Origin of the sequence: Brevibacillus sp. BC25 (assembly GCF_000282075.1) — a bacterium.
Taxonomy (GTDB): domain Bacteria; phylum Bacillota; class Bacilli; order Brevibacillales; family Brevibacillaceae; genus Brevibacillus.
Genome location: NZ_AKIX01000067.1, coordinates 1 through 20,957 on the forward strand (window position 1 = coordinate 1; position 20,957 = coordinate 20,957).

Annotated in this window: 17 protein-coding genes and 1 riboswitch; of the genes, 5 read left to right on the forward strand and 12 right to left on the reverse strand. The window is 48.5% G+C overall.

Annotated elements, in window-relative coordinates; translation table 11 throughout:
* Positions 1-597, reverse strand: a 597-nt coding sequence (eutL, locus tag PMI05_RS18625; protein ID WP_007724953.1) for an ethanolamine utilization microcompartment protein EutL, incomplete at its 3' end; no start/stop codon positions are given.
* A gap of 328 nt (positions 598-925) precedes the next feature.
* On the opposite strand from eutL, the gene PMI05_RS18630 reads away from it, so the two are divergent.
* The 3 genes from PMI05_RS18630 (at position 926) to PMI05_RS18640 (ending at position 4,029) form a co-directional block, all read left to right on the forward strand.
* Positions 926-1,600, forward strand: coding sequence for a hypothetical protein (locus tag PMI05_RS18630; protein WP_007724954.1), 675 nt, complete (start codon positions 926-928; stop codon positions 1,598-1,600).
* Between the two features lie 205 nt (positions 1,601-1,805).
* Entirely contained in the window at positions 1,806-2,483 is a 678-nt protein-coding gene (locus tag PMI05_RS18635; protein WP_007724955.1) for a response regulator transcription factor, read from the forward strand.
* Complete coding sequence (locus PMI05_RS18640) at positions 2,473-4,029, forward strand: HAMP domain-containing sensor histidine kinase (RefSeq protein WP_007724956.1); 1,557 nt, start codon at positions 2,473-2,475, stop codon at positions 4,027-4,029. Before PMI05_RS18635 ends, PMI05_RS18640 begins: the two co-directional genes overlap by 11 nt.
* A gap of 46 nt (positions 4,030-4,075) precedes the next feature.
* Here the strand turns inward: PMI05_RS18640 and PMI05_RS18645 are convergent, their stop codons facing one another.
* A complete protein-coding gene (locus tag PMI05_RS18645; protein WP_007724957.1) occupies positions 4,076-4,972 on the reverse strand; it encodes a LysR family transcriptional regulator in 897 nt (298 codons plus the stop codon).
* Between the two features lie 128 nt (positions 4,973-5,100).
* Here PMI05_RS18645 and PMI05_RS18650 point away from each other — a divergent pair, with 128 nt between their 5' ends.
* Entirely contained in the window at positions 5,101-6,168 is a 1,068-nt protein-coding gene (locus PMI05_RS18650; protein ID WP_007724960.1) for a YeiH family protein, read from the forward strand.
* A 136-nt stretch (positions 6,169-6,304) separates the two neighbouring features.
* Positions 6,305-7,981, forward strand: coding sequence for a sulfatase-like hydrolase/transferase (locus tag PMI05_RS18655; protein WP_007724963.1), 1,677 nt, complete (start codon positions 6,305-6,307; stop codon positions 7,979-7,981).
* A 65-nt stretch (positions 7,982-8,046) separates the two neighbouring features.
* On the opposite strand, the gene PMI05_RS18660 is transcribed toward PMI05_RS18655, so the two are convergent.
* From PMI05_RS18660 to PMI05_RS18705, 10 genes are all read right to left on the reverse strand, one after another.
* Positions 8,047-8,304 (reverse strand): HPr family phosphocarrier protein, encoded by a 258-nt coding sequence (locus tag PMI05_RS18660; RefSeq protein ID WP_007724972.1) that lies wholly within the window; start codon positions 8,302-8,304, stop codon positions 8,047-8,049.
* Positions 8,305-8,322: 18 nt separating this feature from the next.
* On the reverse strand, positions 8,323-10,044 hold the full coding sequence (gene ptsP, locus PMI05_RS18665; RefSeq protein ID WP_007724974.1) for a phosphoenolpyruvate--protein phosphotransferase: 1,722 nt from the start codon (positions 10,042-10,044) through the stop codon (positions 8,323-8,325).
* Positions 10,045-10,061: 17 nt separating this feature from the next.
* Entirely contained in the window at positions 10,062-11,222 is a 1,161-nt protein-coding gene (locus PMI05_RS18670) for a mannitol-1-phosphate 5-dehydrogenase (RefSeq protein WP_007724976.1), read from the reverse strand.
* A 6-nt stretch (positions 11,223-11,228) separates the two neighbouring features.
* Positions 11,229-11,663: a PTS sugar transporter subunit IIA gene (locus PMI05_RS18675; protein ID WP_007724990.1), complete on the reverse strand. Its 435-nt coding sequence runs from the start codon at positions 11,661-11,663 to the stop codon at positions 11,229-11,231.
* Complete coding sequence (locus tag PMI05_RS18680) at positions 11,660-13,765, reverse strand: BglG family transcription antiterminator (protein WP_007724993.1); 2,106 nt, start codon at positions 13,763-13,765, stop codon at positions 11,660-11,662. Before PMI05_RS18680 ends, PMI05_RS18675 begins: the two co-directional genes overlap by 4 nt.
* Before the next feature lie 63 nt (positions 13,766-13,828).
* A complete protein-coding gene (locus tag PMI05_RS18685) occupies positions 13,829-15,259 on the reverse strand; it encodes a PTS mannitol transporter subunit IICB (protein ID WP_007724995.1) in 1,431 nt (476 codons plus the stop codon).
* Positions 15,260-15,449: 190 nt separating this feature from the next.
* Entirely contained in the window at positions 15,450-15,773 is a 324-nt protein-coding gene (locus PMI05_RS18690) for a PepSY domain-containing protein (RefSeq protein WP_007724997.1), read from the reverse strand.
* Between the two features lie 149 nt (positions 15,774-15,922).
* Positions 15,923-17,485, reverse strand: coding sequence for a DEAD/DEAH box helicase (locus PMI05_RS18695; protein ID WP_007725000.1), 1,563 nt, complete (start codon positions 17,483-17,485; stop codon positions 15,923-15,925).
* A 253-nt stretch (positions 17,486-17,738) separates the two neighbouring features.
* Entirely contained in the window at positions 17,739-18,596 is an 858-nt protein-coding gene (locus tag PMI05_RS18700; protein ID WP_007725004.1) for a transporter substrate-binding domain-containing protein, read from the reverse strand.
* A 116-nt stretch (positions 18,597-18,712) separates the two neighbouring features.
* Positions 18,713-20,686, reverse strand: a complete 1,974-nt coding sequence (locus PMI05_RS18705; protein ID WP_007725007.1) for a methyl-accepting chemotaxis protein — start codon at positions 20,684-20,686, stop codon at positions 18,713-18,715.
* Positions 20,687-20,758: 72 nt separating this feature from the next.
* Positions 20,759-20,859: riboswitch (cyclic di-GMP riboswitch) on the reverse strand.
* Positions 20,860-20,957: the final 98 nt, after the last annotated feature.

The following is a 20,957-nucleotide window of genomic DNA, read 5'->3' on the forward strand; positions in this document are numbered from 1 at the left end:
GGCGGCTGCCGTGCATGCCGATTGGCTGCCAGTGAGTAGTGCTCCCCCAAAGTTCGTTTCTGTCGGTGGACCAAAAAATTGAACCATTTGTACATCTGCAGCCTTGAGGGCGGCATCAATACCATACATGGCCTCCAGCGGCGGAGCGATCAAGTAAGCAAGCGGCTCACCTTCGCGAATTCCGGCGGTTTGAGACAAGTAGCTGCCCGTCCGCGACACAACATGGGCGTAATATGCATGCGTCCCTTCATCATTCAAAGAGTAAAAGCATGCTCCGCTTTCCATAAATGCAACGGCTGCATCCAGTCCGCTCTGCACCTCCGATGGCGTCGCGCCTCCGATCATCCCGATGAACTCCCCGGACAACGGTCCAGACGCATGGCCTGAGCCTGCATAAAACGACTTGGCATACACAACTTCTACCGCTGCACTTTTGGTCGCTTCATCAATGGCCGTATACCCCACATCGTCAATCGTTGAAGTCAAAAGACCCAGACTGCGAATATGGGAAGGCAGGTTCAGCTTCTCCGCAAATTGAGGATCGACATTGGGAATCAGTCGGATCGCAAGCGGCGTCGCTCGAATTGGTTTTTCCATGCGTGTCACTCCTTTCAAGACAACATCCCTGATCAAAAGTAAAAAAAGGTGCCTAAACACGAAAAATAAGCCGTGTTCAAGGGCACCTTTGCCTTTTGATTATTCACTTGTGGGTAGAAGATTTCACGCGATTTACGTGCTCTTTTACCTGTCTCTAATGTAGAACAAGGTACGGAAAAATGCAAGCGTTTTCGGCATTCCGTCACTTTTCCATATTCCGGTCATATTACGGACACACGCCCCCGTTAAATTTGTGTTGTAGCCGAGACGGGCAAGCCCGCAAACAAGGCTCACCACCATATACAGAACCCCAAGGAGGAATTTTACAATGAAAAAGAAAATGGCAATGGCAGTAATGGCTCTGGCAGTATCCGCAATGGCAGGTTCCGCGTTTGCGGCAAATGAACCAGCGAAAACGACTGGTTCTTCTGCTCCACTGAAAATGGTGAACACAGATGGTACAGATGCTCTTCTAAAACCGATTTTTAACCTGGAGCAAATGGCAAAGGAAAAGGGCATCACTGTGGAAGAGTTGATCAAGCAGCTTGAAAAAGAAGGCAAACTGACGAAAGGAGCAGCTATTAACACGAAAGACAGCGATCTGACAACTAGCTTCTCCTTCATGAAATTCGATGCCAACAGCGATAACAGTAAGACAATCGACCTGGAAGAAATGGCAAAAGAAAAAGGCATCTCCGTAGAAGAGTTGATCGAGCAGCTTAAAGAAGAAGGCACGCTGGAAATGATTGCTTCCACGACAACTATCAATCTGGAAGAAGTAGCAAAAGAAAAAGGCATCTCTGTGGAAGAGTTGATCAAGCAGCTTGAAAAAGAAGGCACGATCGCCACTGGTGAAGCAGCTTCCTTTACTCACCCTTCAATCAGTTTGGAGCAAATGGCAAAAGAAATGGGCATCTCCGTGGAAGAGTTGATCAAACAGCTCGAAAAAGAAGGCAAGATCACAAAAGGTACAACAGTCTCAGTAGCTGCCATCAAAAAATAAGGGTTGCCTTTCAAGCACACACAAAAACCTCTGACAGGAAACTGCCAGAGGTTTAATTATGCCCTTCGCCATTTATCGGACACATAACTCCATTATGCTAAACAACTGAACAAGAATTTTTTTACAAATGATGTCAGTCAAAATGATGTCTATCATTGCTATGATAAGTACAAATTGACTTGAGATAGATAGGAGGTGTTTCTTCGTGAAACGAATTCTACTCATCGAGGATGAAATGCCGATTGCCCGACTTGTCCAGGTCTACCTGGAACGGGCGGGCTATGAGATAAAATGGAATGAGGGTGATCACGAGGCAATTCCGACTTTTTTCTCCTGGAAACCAGATCTTGTCCTGCTTGACCTGATGCTGCCCGATCACGACGGCTTGGATATACTTGATCAGATTCGCCAATACGGCAGTTGTCCCGTCATCATAATCACTGCGCGCGGTACCGTGCCAGACAAGCTCCAGGGACTGGCACAAGGGGCAGATGACTACATCGCCAAGCCATTTGATCCTGAAGAAGTGTTGGCCCGTGTACAAGCTGTGCTCCGCCGTTCCTCTTATATCGCCGAAGCAGATACGATCAGACTCGGGACACTTTCCATAGATGTTACGGCCCAAAATGCCTTAATCGGGAAAGCACCCCTTTCCTTAATGCCAAGGGATTGGCAACTACTTGTTTTCCTGGCGCGACATCCGAACCAATGCTTCAGCCGAGATCAGTTGCTGGATCAGGTCTGGGGAATGGATTTTGAAGGGGGCGATCGCTCTGTGGATACCGCAGTGAAGCGCTTGCGCAAAAGCTTGCTGCCGTGGCCGATTTCCGAAGGGGAAATCAGCACAATCAGAGGAATGGGGTATAGCCTGCGTGTTTACTAATCGATCTACTTCTACCAGAACTGCTGTACCGCTCTTGCGTTACTGGACGTGGCGCTATGCCTTGATATTATCTGTCATTCTTTTTGGCATTGGCTTTTTTGGCATCTATTGGATTAACAAAGCAGCTACAGAACAACAGTTTCAAGTATTGGAAGCAAGAACAGAGTTGCTCGCTGATTCGTATACCAAGGTGTTGCTTGCCAAGGACACCTCGACTTCTTCTGTAAAGATAGAGGATTTGGCACAAACAACTGTTGGTATCTCCAATCAGGCTGTCACTGCTGTGACTGGCCCTACGTCTCCGGCTATTCCTGACACCGTAACACCCGCAGCCACTACCGCCATGATCGCATTTCGAGTCATGCCGACTGTCCCAATCGATCACGTGGTACAGATTTACGATGATGCGGACAAGGCGTTCAAGAAGGAAATGGTGAGTCAGACGACGACCGCTACCATTGCGCCGCTACCTAACCCTGCCCAACCGGTGGACAAAACGAAAGAAATACGGGAGGTTGTTGCCACAAAGGGAGCTACCTGGCTGCGTGTAGGTGTCCCTTACTATGAACACAATGCAGTCGCAGGCACCTATTATGTCAGCACGCCTCTTAACAATGATTTGGTTCACACCTATATCACGATCATGGTTTCCATCGGAATCATCACCTTGTGCGGTTGGGCTATCGTCTATGTGCTGTCTCGCTCGTTAACACAGCCCCTGCGGCAGTTGGCAATAGCGGCAGAGCAAATATCCAGCGGGAATTATACGCCTTCCTTGCCCAATTCCTCCAAAATCAAAGAAGCGGAAATCAGCCAGTTGGTTCATTCCTTTGACGAAATGGCGAAACGGCTTGGACAACTAGAGCGGATGCGCACCGACCTTTTGGCTGGTGTTTCCCATGAGCTGCGTACCCCTGTCACGTCCATCCGCGGGATGATTCAAGCGGTCAAAGACGGCGTTGTGAAGGGTGCAGATGCGGATGAATTCATGCAAATCAGCATGGACGAAGCCAAGCGACTCCAGACGATGGTCAATGACCTGCTCGATTTTTCGTCAATGGAAGCAGGCGAGGTATTCGTCGAGAAGCAATCCATTCAAATCGATAGCACGTTGGATCAGATAGTCGCACAGGTGCAAACCTTGCCTTCATTTGCAGATGTATCTGTGACAGTTAACCCGACTGGACCAGAAATCGTATGGATCGGCGATGAATCACATGTCAAACAAATTTTGCTCAATTTATTGGAAAATAGTGCTGCCGCAAGTGCAACGCAAATCAACATCGGCGTCCATAATCAGAGTGACTTCCTCTCCATCGATGTAACCGACAATGGAAAGGGAATTCCTGAGTCAGAGGTTCCATTCATTTTCGAACGGTACTATCGAGGCGATAGCAAACGCAAAAAGAAACAGGGTTTGGGGCTCGGCCTAACGATCTCTCGACTATTGACAAAAGTACACGGCGGAAATGTCGAATTGATTCGTACTTCTCCAGAAGGAACAACCTTTCGTCTTACACTCGCCCATCCAGACTCGTCCGTTTGAAATAAAAAAGAGGAAGCAGCACGTACCGATCGTGCCGCTTCCTCTTTTACGTATGGGCCCCCTCCGGCACATGTGTGCGGATAAGATCCATGAAGATGTCCAATGCTTTGGTATGAAACTCGTCGGATTTCGTGACGAGCGAAAAGTCACGGGTAACCGGTGTCCCCGTCACCTTCAATGTACAGAGCGTGCCAAGCTTGCGTTCTTTGCGGATAGCCCAATAAGACAGTAAGCTGATTCCCAGGCCAGCCTCCACTGATTCCTTGATCACCTGTGTACTGCCAAACTCCATTCGCTTTTGCGGTGTGAATTGCAGTTGGCGAAACATTTTTTCAGCCGCTTCCCTCGTGCCTGACCCTTCTTCCCGCACAATCCACGTTTCTTTCACCAGCTCGTCAATGCTGACCTCAGTCTGCCCGGCCAATCGATGCTCTGGGGAAGCAATCAAATACATACGATCATCAGCAAACGGCTCCACGCACATTTTTTCGTCCACATACTCCCCCTCAACAATCCCGACGTCGAGTTGTCGTTTCGCCACCAGCTCAGCAATGACTGTGGAATTGTGAATCGTAATCGTGGGGGTAATCATTGGGTAATACTGACGTAGACGCGCAATGACATGAGGCAGCACATACTCTCCATATGTGTAGCTGGCGCCAATAGTCAAATGCCCGCTTGGTGTATTCATCAAATCATCCACAAGGCTCTGCATCCGCGTGTACAAGCCCAAGATCTCTCGAGCGTGGTGATAGACAATCTCCCCCGCTTTATTCAAGCGAACATATTTGTTGCTTCGCTCCAGGAGCTTTGTCCCTATCGTGCGCTCCAGCGCATGAATATACTGACTAACGGCAGGCTGCGTCATATGGAGCTCTTCTGCAGCTCGGGAAAAGTTCTGTCTGTCTGCAACGGTCACGAACACAAGCAAATGCTGATCCAACTGCCTTCACTCTCCTTTCCACCACTAACCATTCATTTCACTTATGATGATCATCGCAATGATTTATTTTTCTTATTATAACAGTTGCCGTATGCTGAGTTTGTAAATCTTTTCGAGGAGTGATGGCAATGGCAACTCCGATCAAAAGCAGCGTGCCATTGAATGAAAGCAATGCCAGTGTACAGCCCGCAAAAAACAACGAAAGTAACCCCGCATCCTTTTCGCTGTGGATAGCTGGAATCGCTTTTACTTTTTTCATCGCCCTGACAGGCTACGGCTTAGCAAAAATACCTGGCTTTCAACAAGTTGGCCCCCTCGCCTGTTCGATCCTGATCGCGGTCGCATACCGGCATTTTCGTGGATATCCGGAAGCATTGCGATCAGGGATTCAATTTTCCGCCAAACGTTTACTGCGTCTGGCTATTATTTTGTACGGTCTTAAGCTCAATATCGACGTCGTCTTGAATGAAGGCCTCGGGCTTCTCGTCTATGACGCTGGTGTCATTATCTTTGCCATCGCGGTTACGATGCTGATAGCCAAGTGGCTGAAAGCAGATTCTTCCCTCTCCCTCATGCTCGGAGTCGGTACAGGCGTCTGTGGAGCAGCGGCAATTGCAGCCGTCTCCCCTATCATTGCTGCCAAGGATGAAGATACCGCCATTGGGGTAGGAATGATCGCACTCGTCGGAACCCTATTTGCTGTTGCCTACACGATCCTTCGTCCATTCCTTCCCCTGTCCGCGGTCGAATACGGCATGTGGTCAGGAATTAGTCTGCACGAGATTGCTCATGTCGCATTGGCTGCTGCACCAGCGGGTCAAGATGGGCTAGCCATTGCACTGCTGGCAAAATTGGGGCGTGTGCTCCTGTTGGTCCCGCTCTGTTTTATCCTGATGGTTTGGATGAAACGCTCCGGGAAATTACAAAGTGGCACCAAGATTGAATTCCCATGGTTCCTGATCGGCTTCCTCGCCATGAGTGTTTTTGGAAGCTACGTTCTCGGTACATTCATTCCTGTCTCAGAAGCGTTCCATAATGGTATCGCCAATGTCACAACCTTTGTGCTCACTATGGCTATGGTCGGGCTTGGCCTCAATGTCGATCTGCGCGCATTGCGAACAAAAGCGGCTCGCCCACTGATTGCCATGAGTATTACTTCGATTCTTTTGTCGGTACTCTCCTTTGTATTGGTATAAAAAGCTGTGGATAACCAAATATCCGAATTCGAACTCGCCGATTATCAAGAAATCGGCGAGTTTTTTTGTGGATAAGGACAAACTTTATCCCCATATGTTGATAAAGATGTGTACATCTTTGCCGAGGGGGATCTATATGTCGAGAAAATGGTTGAGGAGACGACCGAACATCTTATTCATCATTGTGGATCAGGAACGCTTTCCCCCTGTTTATGAAGAGCCTGCGATACGTACATGGAGCGAGGATACACTCCACGCTCATGCTTTTTTGCGAGAGCATGGGTTGGAGTTCAAGCGTCACTACGTCGGCTCCACAGGCTGTTGCCCTAGCAGAGCTACCTTGTTCACCGGTCAGTATCCCTCTTTACACGGCGTCACCCAGACCGGCGGCGTCGCTAAACGATCTCCCGACAGCGACATGTTCTGGCTCGATCGCAATACCGTCCCGACGATGGGAAATTATTTTCGCCAAGCGGGGTATCGGTGTTTCTATAAAGGCAAGTGGCATATATCCGATGCCGACATCTGGGTACCGGGTACCCACTTTCCTATCCCCAGCTATATCCCTATAACGGGAGTTCCTGATCCAGATAAAGAGCGCTTATACTTGCTTGCTGATCGGCTGGACGGCTATGGCTTTTCCAGTTGGATAGGGCCTGAACCGCATGGAATAGCGCCGCATAACTCCGGTTCGTCCGCAGCCATCGGAGTAAATGGTCGTGATGTGGTATACAGCAGCGAAGTCATCGAGTTGCTCCATGCATTAGACCAGGAAAAAAACTCCGTTGAAAGCTACCATCCTTGGCTGATCGTGGCGTCTTTCGTCAATCCACATGATATCGCCATCTATGGGGATATCTCGGCGAGCTTACCGTTTTTTCGCTTCCATGTGGATAAGTCCGTTCCCACTGTTGCCCCGCCCCCTACACAGCACGAATCACTTGCGACAAAACCGCGCTGCCAAGTGAGTTATCGGGAAGTATATCCACAAGCGTTCCAGCCCATTTCAGACCATGCCCATTATCGAAGACTGTACTATCAGCTCCAGAAAAACGCCGACCGGGAAGTGATGCGTGTTCTTGAAGCACTCGCCTCCTGCTCGTTTTATCCCGAGACACTCGTCGTGTTCACATCCGATCACGGCGAATTGTTGGGTGCTCACGGCAATCTACATCAAAAATGGTACTGTGCCTATGAAGAGGCGATTCACGTTCCCCTCATTATCCACAACCCACTCCTTTTTCCACATGCAACCTCCACAGTGCTGTTAACCAGTCATGTGGATATTCTTCCGACACTGCTCGGTATGGCTGGAGCAGACATAGATAGGCTTGGTGAGGAACTCACTTATACACATAGCGAGGTACGCTCTCTTGTCGGTCGTGATCTTACCCCGATCATCTTGTCCCATGATACGGAATCTATCTCCAGCGAGCCGATCTACTTCATGACGGACGATGATGTAACAAAAGGACAGCATCAAGTGAGTGTGCAACACCAACCCTATGACTCTGTCATTCCTCCGAATCGGATTGAAACGGTCCTGGCCTACATGTATTCCGCCGGGCACAGCGCTTTATGGAAATACTCCCGCTATTTTGCTGAAGATGTATACAACCCCACGATGACTGATTACGAATTGTACAATCTCACGACCGATCCTTTGGAAATACGGAATTTGGTAATCCCCCTCTACAAAACTACACACTCGGAGCGCATCCGTCTGAAAATGGAGCTGCTTTTAGAAGAACAACGAGCCCAAAAGCGACTGACCCCCTTTTCGCACCCTTTTGCACAACTTCTGTCTACGTGAACTTTTCCGGAACAACAGAAAAACCCCTCAAATTGAGGGGCTTTTCGTCCATCCTTTTCTCTTCACTATTCCTGTGCGGTCAATGCTTTTTCCAATGCTGCCATCGCTTCCTGTTCATCGACACCATCCGTGATCAGGGTAATTTCTTCCCCTTTTCCAATCGCTGCTGCCATAATACCCATGATGCTCTTGCCATTTACATTTTTCTCATTTTTGATGATTTTAATTTCACTGGAAAAAGACGTGGCCACCTTCACAAAGTTCGCAGCAGGACGTGCATGCAGGCCGTGTGCCAATTGAACCACTATTTTTTTCTCTATCATTCTGATATGCCTCCTTCGCTACACTCTCTCAAGCCATTCCTTCACGAACGCCTCTACTTGCGCAGAAGTGCTCATCTGTAAGATCGCATCAATCTGTTTCGCTGCGTCCTCCACGCTCAAACGACTCAGCAGTTGGCGCGCAGGCAAAATGCTCCCTGCACTCATACTAAATTCATCCAGACCCATTCCCAATAGAATCGGGATCGCGATTGGGTCGCCCGCCATCTCTCCGCACATACCTACCCATTTGTTCTGCGCGTGCCCTGCTTTAATGACGTTGTGCAGCAAACGCAAAACGGCAGGGTGATAAGGCTGGTAGAGATAAGCGACCTTCTCGTTCATACGGTCGGCTGCCATTGTGTATTGAATTAAATCATTGGTTCCAATGCTGAAAAAGTCAACTTCGCGTGCAAATTGATCGGCCATCAGTGCCGCAGCAGGGATCTCAATCATGATACCCACTTCGAACTGATCGGATACTACAATTCCGCGATCTACCAATGATTTTTTCTCTTCCTCCAAAATCGCTTTCGCCTGGCGGAACTCCTCCAGTGTCGCAATCATCGGAAACATGATTTTCAAATTCCCGTGTACACTTGCGCGCAACAGAGCACGCAGTTGCGTACGAAACAGTTCTTGGTTGTCGAGACACAACCGGATCGCGCGATGCCCAAGAAACGGGTTCATTTCTTCTGGCAAAGCCAAGTAAGAGAGATGCTTGTCCCCGCCAATGTCCAATGTGCGAATAACCACTGGGCGGTCGCCCATATGCTCCAGCACGTGCTTGTACGCAATGTATTGCTCATCTTCCGTCGGAAAATCATTGCGTCCCATGTACAGAAATTCAGTGCGGAACAGCCCGACACCTTCAGCACCATTGGCGTTTGCCCCAGCGACATCTTCAGGACTTCCGATATTGGCGGCAAGCTCGACATGATGATTGTCCAACGTGACCGTTTTATTGTTCACAAGCTTCGCCAGTTCGGCTTTTTGCGCTTCGTAATCAGCCTGCTTGCGTTTGTAGACAGCGATCTCCTCTTCACTCGGGTCGATAATCGCGATTCCTTCATGCCCATCGAGAATGATGAGCGTCGCAGGCTGAACTGCACGAGTAATTCCTTGTGTTCCGACAACAGCAGGTATCTCCAGAGAACGTGCCATAATCGCAGAATGCGAGGTTCGTCCACCAATATCCGTGACGAAACCTTTGACATAGCGACGGTCTAATTGGGCCGTATCGGAGGGCGTCAAATCATCCGCTACAATGATTACTTCCTCTGTCAGCTCACCAAGTCCTGCAAACGGTACCCCGAGCAAGTAAGAAAGTACACGTTTGGTCACGTCACGAATATCCGCTGCTCTCTCCCTCATATATTCGTTGTCCATTTGCTCGAAAAGTCCGATGAATGCTTGTGCGACATCATTCAAGGCACTTTCAGCGTTTGTCTTTTCGTTTGAGATTTTATCTTTGACGGTATCGACCAGTTCCGGGTCTTCCAAGACGAGCAGGTGAGCTTTGAAAATGTCTGCATGATCCGTACCCATCTCCCGCTCCACGCGCAGAACGATGTCCTCCAAATCATTTTTTGCTCGAGCCAACGCCTCATGAAAGCGTTGGATTTCACTCGCCGGATCTTCAATCGCTACGGTATTGATCTGTAAATCGGGCGTTGTCAATAAAAACGCCTTGCCAATGGCTATACCTGCTGAAGCTTTTACACCTGTGATCTTTTGGGACATCGTAACACCAGCCTCTCTCAATGGCTACCTGACCATTCCTTTAATCTGCGTGCCTGTGCGCGCACGATCTCCTCAAGAGGATGACCTGCCGGAATGCCGGTACAATTGTGTAATGTATTTTCCCAGCCAAACTCTTTCAGGCTTGCTTGTATCCGTGCGGACTCCACATCCTCGGGATAGTCGAATGCCAGTGCCGCTGCAATTGCCAGACCTAAATACTCTGGATTCATTCCTTTTTCCATGCATTGCAGCGCTGGCCCGACCAAACGATCATGCTGCGACAGCTTGCGGATCGGCGAACGTGCCACCCTGACAATATCGTCCGACAGCAGCGGATTGGTGTATCTGCCGAGGATTTTTTCTACATACTGCCCATGAACTTGCGGGTCAAATCCGTACTTGGCAGCAAGCAGTGCACCTGTCTCCTGAAGAGCCCCGCGAGCGACCTGAACGATCCGATCGTCTCGCATCGCTTCATCAATCGTTTTCATCCCCAACTGATACCCCAGGTACGCGATGACCGCATGACCTGTATTGACGGTAAACAGCTTTCTTTCGATGTACGGCGCAAGATCCTCCACATAGGTAACGCCCTCAATGGACGGGACTTCTCCCACCATCTGCGAGGAATCTACCACCCATTCGAAAAACGGCTCAACCATCACCAGAAGCTTGTCATCATGCTGCTGCAAAGGAACAATCCGGTCTACAGCTGCATTGGGGAATCCGATCCATTGTGCTGCCTCTGCTTGAACCGATTCGGTCAAATGCTCATACACATGTTCTTTCAGCTTCTCGCTGCCGCCAATCATGTTTTCGCATGCAATCACATTCAGTGGCTTCGCATGAACAGAAAGTCTCCGGGTAATACCGGCTGCGATGGCCCCTGCAATGTGCGGAAGAATGTTAGGACCAACTGCCGTCGTAACCAAATCGGCAGTTGCGATCGCTTCAGCTACCGCCGTTACATCCTGACCATTTATCGCTCGAACTCCTTCCACGACCGACTCCGGTTTTCCTGTTGTTGCTAGTTGCACGCGATACATTTTTCGCTCATTCAGCTCATCGACCAAAGCCGCATTGACATCCACAAACGCAATTTCATAGCCAGCCTTTTGTAACAGTTGCCCGATAAAGCCTCGCCCAATGTTCCCTGCTCCAAAATGTACTGCTAGCATAGGGGATTACACCTCCTCGGAGAACATCGTGATGATTTCTTCCGCAGAAGCCGCGTTTACAATCCGCTTGACGTTTTCCTCCTCGGAGCAAAGAATCGCAATGTTCGAGAGCACCTCCAGATGCTCGTCTCCAACAGCAGCAATGCCTACCAGCAAGTAAGCTGTATTTCCTTCTCCAAAATCTACGCCCTCCGGAACCTGAATAATGGAGATCCCAGTGGATTGAATCTCTGCCTTTGATTCGTTTGTTCCATGCGGGATGGCTACGCCGCTTCCGATGTAAGTGGTCGCCAACTGCTCGCGCTCTTGCATTTTCTCTAGATACGCCTCCGTTACGTGGCCTGCACGCACAAGCAATTGTCCTGCCAGTCTGATCGCTTCTTCTTTATTGGCTACCTTTGCATTCAACATGATTTTTTCTGCTGTCAGTATGTTTTTCATTTCGTTCTCTCCATTCCTATCTTTTTGAGGCAAAACGCATACATTTTGCCTGCTATATAATCAGCAATTTGCTGTGTTTCTCCTGTTTTCAAAACCGCTTGCATTTCTTCTTCAATCAAAAGGGAGCTGATCTCACTGAGTACTTCCAGTCCTTCCTTCGGCACTTCTTTCGGCCCTAAAAGTAGCAGAAGCATGTCAATGGATATCACTTCTTCATCCATCGAGCGAAGAAGGACGGGCTCTCGCAATTGGTGAAACGTAAAGGACGCCTTGTTCACTGCTTCATTTCTTCCGTGAAAAAGAGCCAAGGATGTACCCGGAATCCCCAAACCGCCGAGCTTTTCCCGCTCGATCAACTGCTTGACTACCGATTCGACCTCCTCGATCGTTCCACGCTCTTTCAGCCCCTTGCTGATTTGGCTCAAAAGCTGGGCGATGTCCTGTTCTCGGTTATCCCATCTCATTCCCCATAGCCCATCGTAAAGCTCATTGGCATACGCAGCGTAGTATTGCATGGCCCTTAGTTGTTCGATGGACTGCTGTCCTGCGGGAACCAGCTGACTTTTCTCCTTATGGGATCGTTTCTGGCTCGTCGTGTGCAATTGATATTTAATTTTTTGAATGTCGTCTGGCGGAAGCAGCGGGCTGACCACGACATATTCCGCTGGATCGAGCGGCAATGGAAGGGTGGAAATGACCAAGTCATATTCCGCTGCCGGAACCTCTTCCAGGTCAAACATAGAAAGATTTTTCAAGCTGACGATTTCCGGTATTTCTTTTTTGATGCGCGTTGCCAAAATCTTGGAGGAGCCGATTCCGCTGGAGCACACCACCAATGCCCGGTACCACTGCTGCTCATGGCGCGTTCTCTCCAATGCCGCACCAAGATGCATCACCAGGTACCCGATCTCTTCATCTGGAACCTGTAGCTCTGGCAAGATCGTATGGACTGCTTCACTTGTTACGGTAAATAGCTCAGGATAGTTTTGCTTGATCTGCTCGAGAATCGGATTGCGAATCTCCATCTTCCGCTGTAATCGGTACAACGCTGGCTCCAAATGCGTCAGTAGACCATGGAACAGCGAGGCGTCATTGCCAAGCGGTATGTCCAAGCGTTCTTCGCAGGCTTGAATGAAGCGTTTCGTAATGACCATGAGCTCCGTATTTTCGGTCCAGACCTGGTCATCAGGAGAATGCCGTAGCTTGGCTCCCCGCAAATGCATCGTAATATAGCCGATCTCATCCGCAGGGATCTCCATTTGGAAAATCTGCTTCAGCCGATCCATGATGTTGCTGGCTATTTCGTATTCGGGAGTTCCATTCAATTCACTAAGGGTATTCTCGTCAAAATGAATGCCTTCCCCTTTTTCAATCCGTTCCATGGCCAATGCCAAATGCGTGACCAATCCGAGATAGGCGCTGTCTGCCAAAGGATAGGGAAGCTCCTCGTCCAGATGGCTCAATGCATTCTCGACCTTGATTAGCTTTTCCCGGTCAATCAAGCCAAGCAGCCGTTCTGATATCGAATCGATGTCTCGCAGTGCCTTGTTTTGAATATTTTCTTTGATAATCCCAATCAATTCGTGATCGTCCAGATGCTCGGCAATCAATCTGCTGATAGCCCGTCGCTTGGATGACTCTGTACCTTGCAGCTCTACGCCGTACCCTCTTTTTCGCAAGAGTGACAGATCGTAACGAGCAAGCATGCTCTCCAAATCATCCAGATCATGGCTAATGGTCGCTGTCGTCACTTTCAAATCGATCGCCAGCGAAATTAGCTTGACTGGCTCCAATGCTTCCAGGAGCGCGCACAGGATGATGGCCTTACGTTCCTGCGCGGTGTACTCCTTCGTCATGTGATGCAGGACAGACATTCTGAGTGCACGCTTTTGCTCGTCAGTCCCCACCACTTCAAGCCCTGAACCTGTTTTTCTGACTAACTCCAGTTCGAATTCTTCGAGCAAGGAATCTAGCACATCCAATTCCCTGTGAACGGTACGGCCGCTTACACCAATCTGTTCGGCGATCGAACCAACGGTAACTCCTTTTTGTTCCTTCAATAAAATCTCGATAATAGATCGCTGTCGAGAGGATACATGCATGTCTTCGTTCCCTCCTCAACGCCAAAGAGGGAAGACGCTAGCTCTCACTAGCGTTGATTCCCTTTACCCCAGGCGTTTGACCAACTTGTCATACTCGGGACTATTCAAGAAGTTTTCAATGGAGATATGCTCAGCAGAAGGCGCTTTGACCTGCGCTCTTTCTGTTAAAGACTTGTGCGTAATGACGATATCAGCGTCACCTGGAATGTCGTTGATCGCCGTATTGATGACCGTAATCTCGGTCAGGCCCGCATCCTTGAACTTTTTGCGCAAGGACGCCGCTCCCATCGCACTGGAGCCCATTCCCGCATCGCAAGAGAAGACGACTTTCTTCACGTCAGCAGCAGCTACCTCATTCTTCACTGGAGCTTCTACCGCTTCTTGTGCCTGTGCTTTTTTGCCTTTCATCTCTTGCATTTTTTCTGTCGCTTTTTCCAGTTCATCTTCGTCTGTCTTCGCGCTCATTTTCAAGAGAGCAGACGCGATGAGGAAGGACACGACAGTCGCTGCCAACACACCAGCCAGTACCGGAAGCAATCCACCCCGCGGTGCCATTGCAATCAAGGCGAAGATACTACCTGGAGACGGAGGCGCCACCAAGCCTGCACCAAGCAGCGTGAAGGTAAACACACCAGCCATCCCGCCACCAATAGCCGCCAGAATCAGACGTGGATTCATCAGCACATACGGGAAGTAAATTTCGTGGATACCCCCGAAGAAGTGAATGATGACAGCACCCGGCGCCGATTGCTTGGCACTGCCTCTCCCAGCAAGCCAGTATGCCAACAATATTCCCAGACCTGGCCCCGGATTGGATTCAAGCAGGAAGAAAATCGATTGCCCCATCTTCGCCGCTTCATCCAGACCGATCGGGCTCAAAATACCGTGATTAATCGCATTATTCAGAAATAGAATCTTCGCTGGCTCGATGAAAATGCTGGCAAGCGGCAGCAATCCTGCACCTACAATGACTTCTACACCCGCTGCAAGCGCCTTGCTCAAGCCTACAACGACAGGCCCAATTGCTTGGAAAGCCAAAAGCGTCAGTAACCCGCCAACAATACCCGCAGAAAAGTTATTCACTAGCATTTCAAAGCCGGAACGAATTTTTCCTTCGAACAACTGGTCCACTTTTTTTATGACCCAGCCGCCCAAAGGACCCATGATCATGGCTCCTAGGAACATCGGGATGTCTGCACCTACGACAACCCCCATCGTAGCGACTGCACCTACGACCCCACCTCGAACATCATGGACCATTTTCCCGCCGGTATAACCGATCAGTAGTGGCAGTAAATACGTAATCATCGGTCCAACCAGTTTGGCCAAATTTTCGTTAGGCAGCCAACCTGTTGGGATAAATAAAGCGGTAATCAATCCCCAAGCGATGAAAGCCCCGATATTTGGCATCACCATCGCACTCAAGAACCGTCCAAACTTTTGTACCGAGACCCGTATTCCACCCGAAGAGTTTTTTGTTTCCACGCTCTCCATACTGCACCCTCCTTTACCCCTATTTATGAGATGTTGACATGATTAAAATGATAATGTGTACACCTTAAATATAAAGCGTTTTCATAGGGGGTAACAACAAAATCAAAGCGCGAATTTGTCTGACTCGTTGTTGCCAAAACTTAATTGCCCATAGGAAAAAGACCTCTGCCCAGTTGCAGAAGCCTTCTCCTTACAAATTTTCCGATTCAACCTTGATCACTTTTCCAGTCTTCACATCGACATCGATCTCAAACACCTGATTTTGCTCGGTGAGAATAATAATTTCATACGCGAGAACACCTTCGTCTTTTTCCAATTCAACATGGACAACCCGCCCTTTTACCTGCTGCAAGGCGATTCGTATGGCGTCCTCTTTAGTAATGTCTGTTGGCTCGATAATCGCAGAAATCTCCTTCGCTTGATCAAGGGAATGTCCAGTTGCATGAACCGACATCCCCCCACCCAATACGGCGAGCCAAATACCAGCCCACTTTCCAATGGCTGTTTTCCTCATGCGTGCACTCTCTCCCTGCGCGAAAAATCCGTGCCAAAACACTCCTAGTTTGTCACAGATCACCCTAAATATTCGCAGGCAGGTCAACATGAAAAAAGACCGATGCGCACAAGTGCACACCAGTCTTTGCTTACAATACCGCTCGATTCTTAGCTGCGTGGTGAACGAGATTCGCCACTGCGTGGACGGGAGTCACCGCTGCGTGGACGAGAGTCACCACTGCGTGGACGAGAGTCACCACTGCGCGGACGAGAGTCACCACTGCGTGGACGAGAGTCACCACTGCGCGGACGAGAGTCGCCATTGCGTGGGCGAGATGGACGCTTTCCACCAAAACCGGAACCGGAACCGAAGCCACCTTTTCCTTTCGGAGGTAGCTTTTTCTTACCTACACGAAGAGGAGCCTCTTCTGTCAGGCGAACAGGAGTCATATCTGGTTCTTTGGTCAACAGCTTGAGTGCTGCGGATACGAGTGTTACGGAATCGACATCCTCCAGCAATTGCTCTGCCAGCGTTTTATAAGGAGACAGATCGTCTCTTCCAGATGCTTCGAGAATTTTGTCTACCGTCATCTTTTGTTGACCTTCCAAAGCCTCAGCCATCGAAGGAACCGCACGGCGCTCCATGCGACGGTTCGTTGTACGCTCAATCAGACGCAGATGGTCGATTTCACGGGAAGTCACAAACGTGATTGCCAGACCTGTTTTACCAGCACGTCCCGTTCTACCGATACGGTGAACGTAGCTCTCGGCGTCTTGTGGAATATCAAAGTTAAATACATGCGTTACACCGCTGATGTCCAAGCCACGTGCAGCCACGTCAGTCGCTACCAGCACTTCGATCGTACCTTCCTTGAACTTGCGGAGCACGCTGTCGCGTTTCGCTTGGTTCAAGTCACCGTGGATACCTTCTGCACCATAACCGCGCTTGGTCAGGGCTTCGGACAGCTCATCAACTCTGCGCTTGGTTCTACCGAAAATGATAGCCAGCTCAGGGGAGTGAATATCCAGCAAACGGCACAGTACATCGAACTTTTGCTTTTCAGCTACTTCCATGTATTCCTGTGCAATGTTTGGCACGGTTACTTCTTTTGCTTTCACTTGAATAATGGTTGGTTCGTTCATGAACTGTTGCGCAATTTCCTGGATCGCTCTCGGCATCGTAGCAGAGAACAACAGCGTTTGACGATTGTCTGGAACCTCTTTCAAGATTTCCTTGATGTCGTCGATGAAACCCATGTTCAGCATTTCATCCGCTTCATCCAAAATAACAACCTCAATGGCATCCAGACGAATGGTTTTTCTTCTCATGTGGTCCATGAAACGACCAGGTGTTGCTACGATGATTTGTGGACGTTTTTTCAACGCTTTGATTTGACGCGTGATGTCTTGACCACCATAGATTGGCAGGGCAGAGATGTTTTTAAATTGGGCAATTTTATTAATCTCTTCTGCAACCTGAACAGCCAGCTCACGTGTTGGAGTCAAAACAACCCCTTGAATATTTCCGCTTGTTTCATCCAAGCGTTCAATCAGTGGAATACCAAATGCAGCCGTTTTACCAGTACCTGTTTGTGCCTGACCGATCAGGTCACGACCTTGCAGTGCTACAGGAACCGTTTGATCCTGAATCGCTGTAGCCTCTTCGAAGCCCATGTTGCTCAACGCTCTAACAATGGAGTGATGTAAGCCAAAATCATTAAAAGTCGCCAATGAATGTCAGTCTCCTTTATCAATACCTTCATCTATAAAATTCTCAAAAAAAAGGGCACTATTCCTTACGATCCGGAACATGCCCTTTTATCCCCGATTGTACGTAGCACCCTAAAGAACATAGCTGTAATCGTACCATGCAATGACTGAAAAAGCAAACTGCATATATACCCAAATTGCCTGATTTTGTGATGCTACCGTTTTTAAAAAATAATAAAGCAGCCCAGAATCAGGCTGCTTGTCTGTTATCGGATTATTTTACCCATTTGTTGTAAAGCTCATCAAACATTCCTTGAAGTTTCATCTCGTCCATCCACAGATCCAGGTAGTTAGCGAAGATGGTGTCTCCGCGATGGATCATGTAGCCTTTTTCACTCTTCGTGAACGGATTGTCGGTCAGAGCTGGATACAGGCGGGAATCTGCTTTGGAATACACAATTGCTTCCAGCGTATCTGTGATCATCACATCGTACTTACCGCTTGCTACCAGACCAGGAATGTCGAGGTTGTTTTGTTCAACTGTTACAGTTGCTTTTGTCAGATGTTCACGAACGAATTTTTCGTTGGTGCCACCTGGATTCACACCAATGCGCACCTCTGGCTTGTTAATGTCTGCTACACTCTTGTACTTGTCTTTGTCAACTGCACGAATCAGCGGAGCTTTACCGAACATAATATAAGGATCGCTCATGTGTGCTTTTTTCTGACGGTCTGTGTTGCGCGTAACGCCTCCGACAGCAATATCGAATTTATTTGCCAAGAGATCGTCCATCAGTGTCGGCCAAGAGGTTTGGACAAAACGCGCCTCTACTCCCAGGCTTTTTGCGAATTCTTTCATCGCATCGATATCGTAACCTTCGAATTGGTTTGTTTTCGGATTCAAATATGTAAATGGTTTGTAGTCCCCTGGAGTACCTACGAGGATGTAGCCTCTCGCGATGATTTCATCCAAACGGGATTCAAACTTCTTCGCTTGCGGTTTTTTAGCAGTTTCAGCAGCTACGGTTGTGACAGGCTTAACCGCTGTTGCGGCAAAAGCACCTGTTCCTGATGTCATGAGCATTGTTGCAGCGAGTGTGCTCGCCAAGATTGTTTTTGTAAATTTTTTCATCTGGTTTCTCCTCCTGTTAAACGGTAATGAATTTAGTTATCAGAAATAAACTCCATCATCCTTAATGGCATCCCCCCTTTCAAAGAAAGAGGACTTACAACCTGTTGAGCTGCCTCCTACACAGTAAACCTGCCGATTCCTTGCTGTAATTCTTCTGCCACTGCGTTCAAACTCTCGACAGACTGGCCAATTTCCTGGATGGCTTGAAGCTGCTCTTCGGTTGCCTTTGCCACCGTTTGTGCGTCGAGTGAAGCATGTTTCGCAATGCTATGCATTTCATCTACAGAAGCACTCACCTGTTGGGAGCCTGCTGACATTTGTTCAGATGCTGCGGATACTTCCAAAATGTGCGCGGCAACGTTACGAGAAGATTCCAAAATATGCCCGAAGATTTCGCGAACCTCTTCGACCAGTTGAATACCTTGCTGTGCGTTTTGGTTGCCCGCGGTCATGACCTCTACCGCATGATGAGTATCCTGCTGGATTTCCCCGATCAGCATCGCAATTTTGGATGCGGATTCTTCGGATTGGTTCGCCAGTTTTTTCACCTCTCCGGCAACTACAGCAAACCCACGTCCATGCTCGCCGGCACGTGCTGCCTCAATCGAAGCGTTCAAGGCAAGCAAATTGATTTGCGAGGTCAACTGACTGATCGTATCGAGAATGCCTTCGATTTCTTTGGAACGATTGTTGAGCTGCTCGATGGCTACTGTCGCCTTCGATGTTCCCTCGCCAATGCTTCCCATCTGGCGAACTGCCTGCTCTACCACAGCAGTTCCTTGTTCTGCCTGCTCTGTTGCTATCTGGGCAGCTTCTGAAACATGTGCAGACGTCTCCGCGATTTTCACGATTCCTGCTGCCATGTCATTCATAGACAACGCGACATCCTGCGAGCTAGTGGCCTGCGCCTCTGCTCCCTCAGAAATCTGTGCAATAGACGAACCGATTTGGTTGATGTTTTCCGTCGCTTGTTTAATGCCTTCGGATACTTCCTGACTAAACCGCTGTACTTGATCAGACGATAGAGATACGTCTTCGATCAAATTTTTCAAGTGCGATACGGTCTGGTTAAAGTCACGTGACAGAACGGCAATCTCGTCTTTTCCATCAACTGTTACGGTCTCTTTCAGGTTCCCCTGCGCCACTACATTTACTGCGTGGTTCAGACGCTCAATTGGTTTCACCATGCGTACAGCCAAGAAATAAACGAGGACAACCCCAATTGCCAATACGATGAGGGAAATAACCATCAATCGGACTGACAGTTGATCGACAGGCGCATGCAGCTCCGCTACGGGTGCAGTGATGTATACGCCCCAGTTCAAACTGGTAGGAGAATAGGAAGCAAATCGCTCTGTATTCTCGTATATATATTGGGCGATTCCATGATTCCCTTGCTTGATATCTTCAAAAGCAGTCTGAAGCTCAAGAATACCCATGTCGAGAATCGATTCCTTCAGAATGTACTCGCTATTCGGATGATAAATAAATGTTCCTGTTTTGCTTACTAAAAAGGCGTAGCCAAATTCGCCAAATTTCTCTTCGGACACCTTTTTTTGGATTTCATTGATAGGAATAGTAGAACCGATATAACCGTATTGACGATTGTCCTTCATCAATGGAACGACAAGGGTCACGATGTTATTCCCTGTCCGCTTCGAAATGACTGGCTCGGAGACAACAACCTTCCCTTCCCCTTTACTAGCTTCCTTAATATGCGGACGATCCGAAATGTCGGTCACTTCTCCCATGAAATTGATCACTTTCTTACCACTTAAGTCATGCGAAAAGAAGAACGTCTCAAACTCGGGGTTTTTCTTTTGGGCTTCTTGAATGAGTTTCAGGTCGAATTCGACATTTTGATCAGCCGACATCAACCCTCCGATCGTACTTACAATCTCAATTTTCTCTTGAAAGAAACCATCGATACGAATCGAGAGATTGCTAGCTGACAACTCAGCTTCTTTGTCCAGACTGTCTGCTAAAAGATTGGAAGCACTCCAATAGCTTGCACCGCAAACCGTACCCAAACTAATAACCAACAGCAGGCACAAAACGATAATTAGCTTATTCTTCAAACTATTTCTCATACCGAATCACTTCTCCCTTCTCTTTTTTCAACAAAAAAAAGACTGCCCACCGACAGTCCATCATGACTACGGTATGGCAACCCGGCTGTCCTAGCTGCGAAAGTCATTTGACTTCCGTCCTTAGACCCGTGGCTTTGCGTCCCTGCCTTTCAGCAGGTTTGCCTTTGTCATTCCTTGTTGTTTTTTCAATTAAGGTCCACATTTTTTCAATCTCACCTTTCATTTCCCATAACTTTCCGCCAATAAACCTCGAAATGGAAAAAAAGCTGAC

Excerpts from the sequence above, each read along its gene's own strand:
- PMI05_RS18690 (WP_007724997.1), bottom strand. The coding sequence starts at position 15,773 with ATGAGGAAAACAGCCATTGGAAAGTGGGCTGGTATTTGGCTCGCCGTA.
- ptsP (WP_007724974.1), bottom strand. The coding sequence starts at position 10,044 with ATGTCCCAAAAGATCACAGGTGTAAAAGCTTCAGCAGGTATAGCCATT.
- PMI05_RS18700 (WP_007725004.1), bottom strand. The coding sequence starts at position 18,596 with ATGAAAAAATTTACAAAAACAATCTTGGCGAGCACACTCGCTGCAACA.
- PMI05_RS18675 (WP_007724990.1), bottom strand. The coding sequence starts at position 11,663 with ATGAAAAACATACTGACAGCAGAAAAAATCATGTTGAATGCAAAGGTA.
- PMI05_RS18670 (WP_007724976.1), bottom strand. The coding sequence starts at position 11,222 with ATGCTAGCAGTACATTTTGGAGCAGGGAACATTGGGCGAGGCTTTATC.
- PMI05_RS18650 (WP_007724960.1), top strand. The coding sequence starts at position 5,101 with ATGGCAACTCCGATCAAAAGCAGCGTGCCATTGAATGAAAGCAATGCC.
- PMI05_RS18705 (WP_007725007.1), bottom strand. The coding sequence starts at position 20,686 with ATGAGAAATAGTTTGAAGAATAAGCTAATTATCGTTTTGTGCCTGCTG.
- PMI05_RS18660 (WP_007724972.1), bottom strand. The coding sequence starts at position 8,304 with ATGATAGAGAAAAAAATAGTGGTTCAATTGGCACACGGCCTGCATGCA.
- PMI05_RS18685 (WP_007724995.1), bottom strand. The coding sequence starts at position 15,259 with ATGGAGAGCGTGGAAACAAAAAACTCTTCGGGTGGAATACGGGTCTCG.
- PMI05_RS18630 (WP_007724954.1), top strand. The coding sequence starts at position 926 with ATGAAAAAGAAAATGGCAATGGCAGTAATGGCTCTGGCAGTATCCGCA.
- PMI05_RS18680 (WP_007724993.1), bottom strand. The coding sequence starts at position 13,765 with ATGCATGTATCCTCTCGACAGCGATCTATTATCGAGATTTTATTGAAG.
- PMI05_RS18655 (WP_007724963.1), top strand. The coding sequence starts at position 6,305 with ATGTCGAGAAAATGGTTGAGGAGACGACCGAACATCTTATTCATCATT.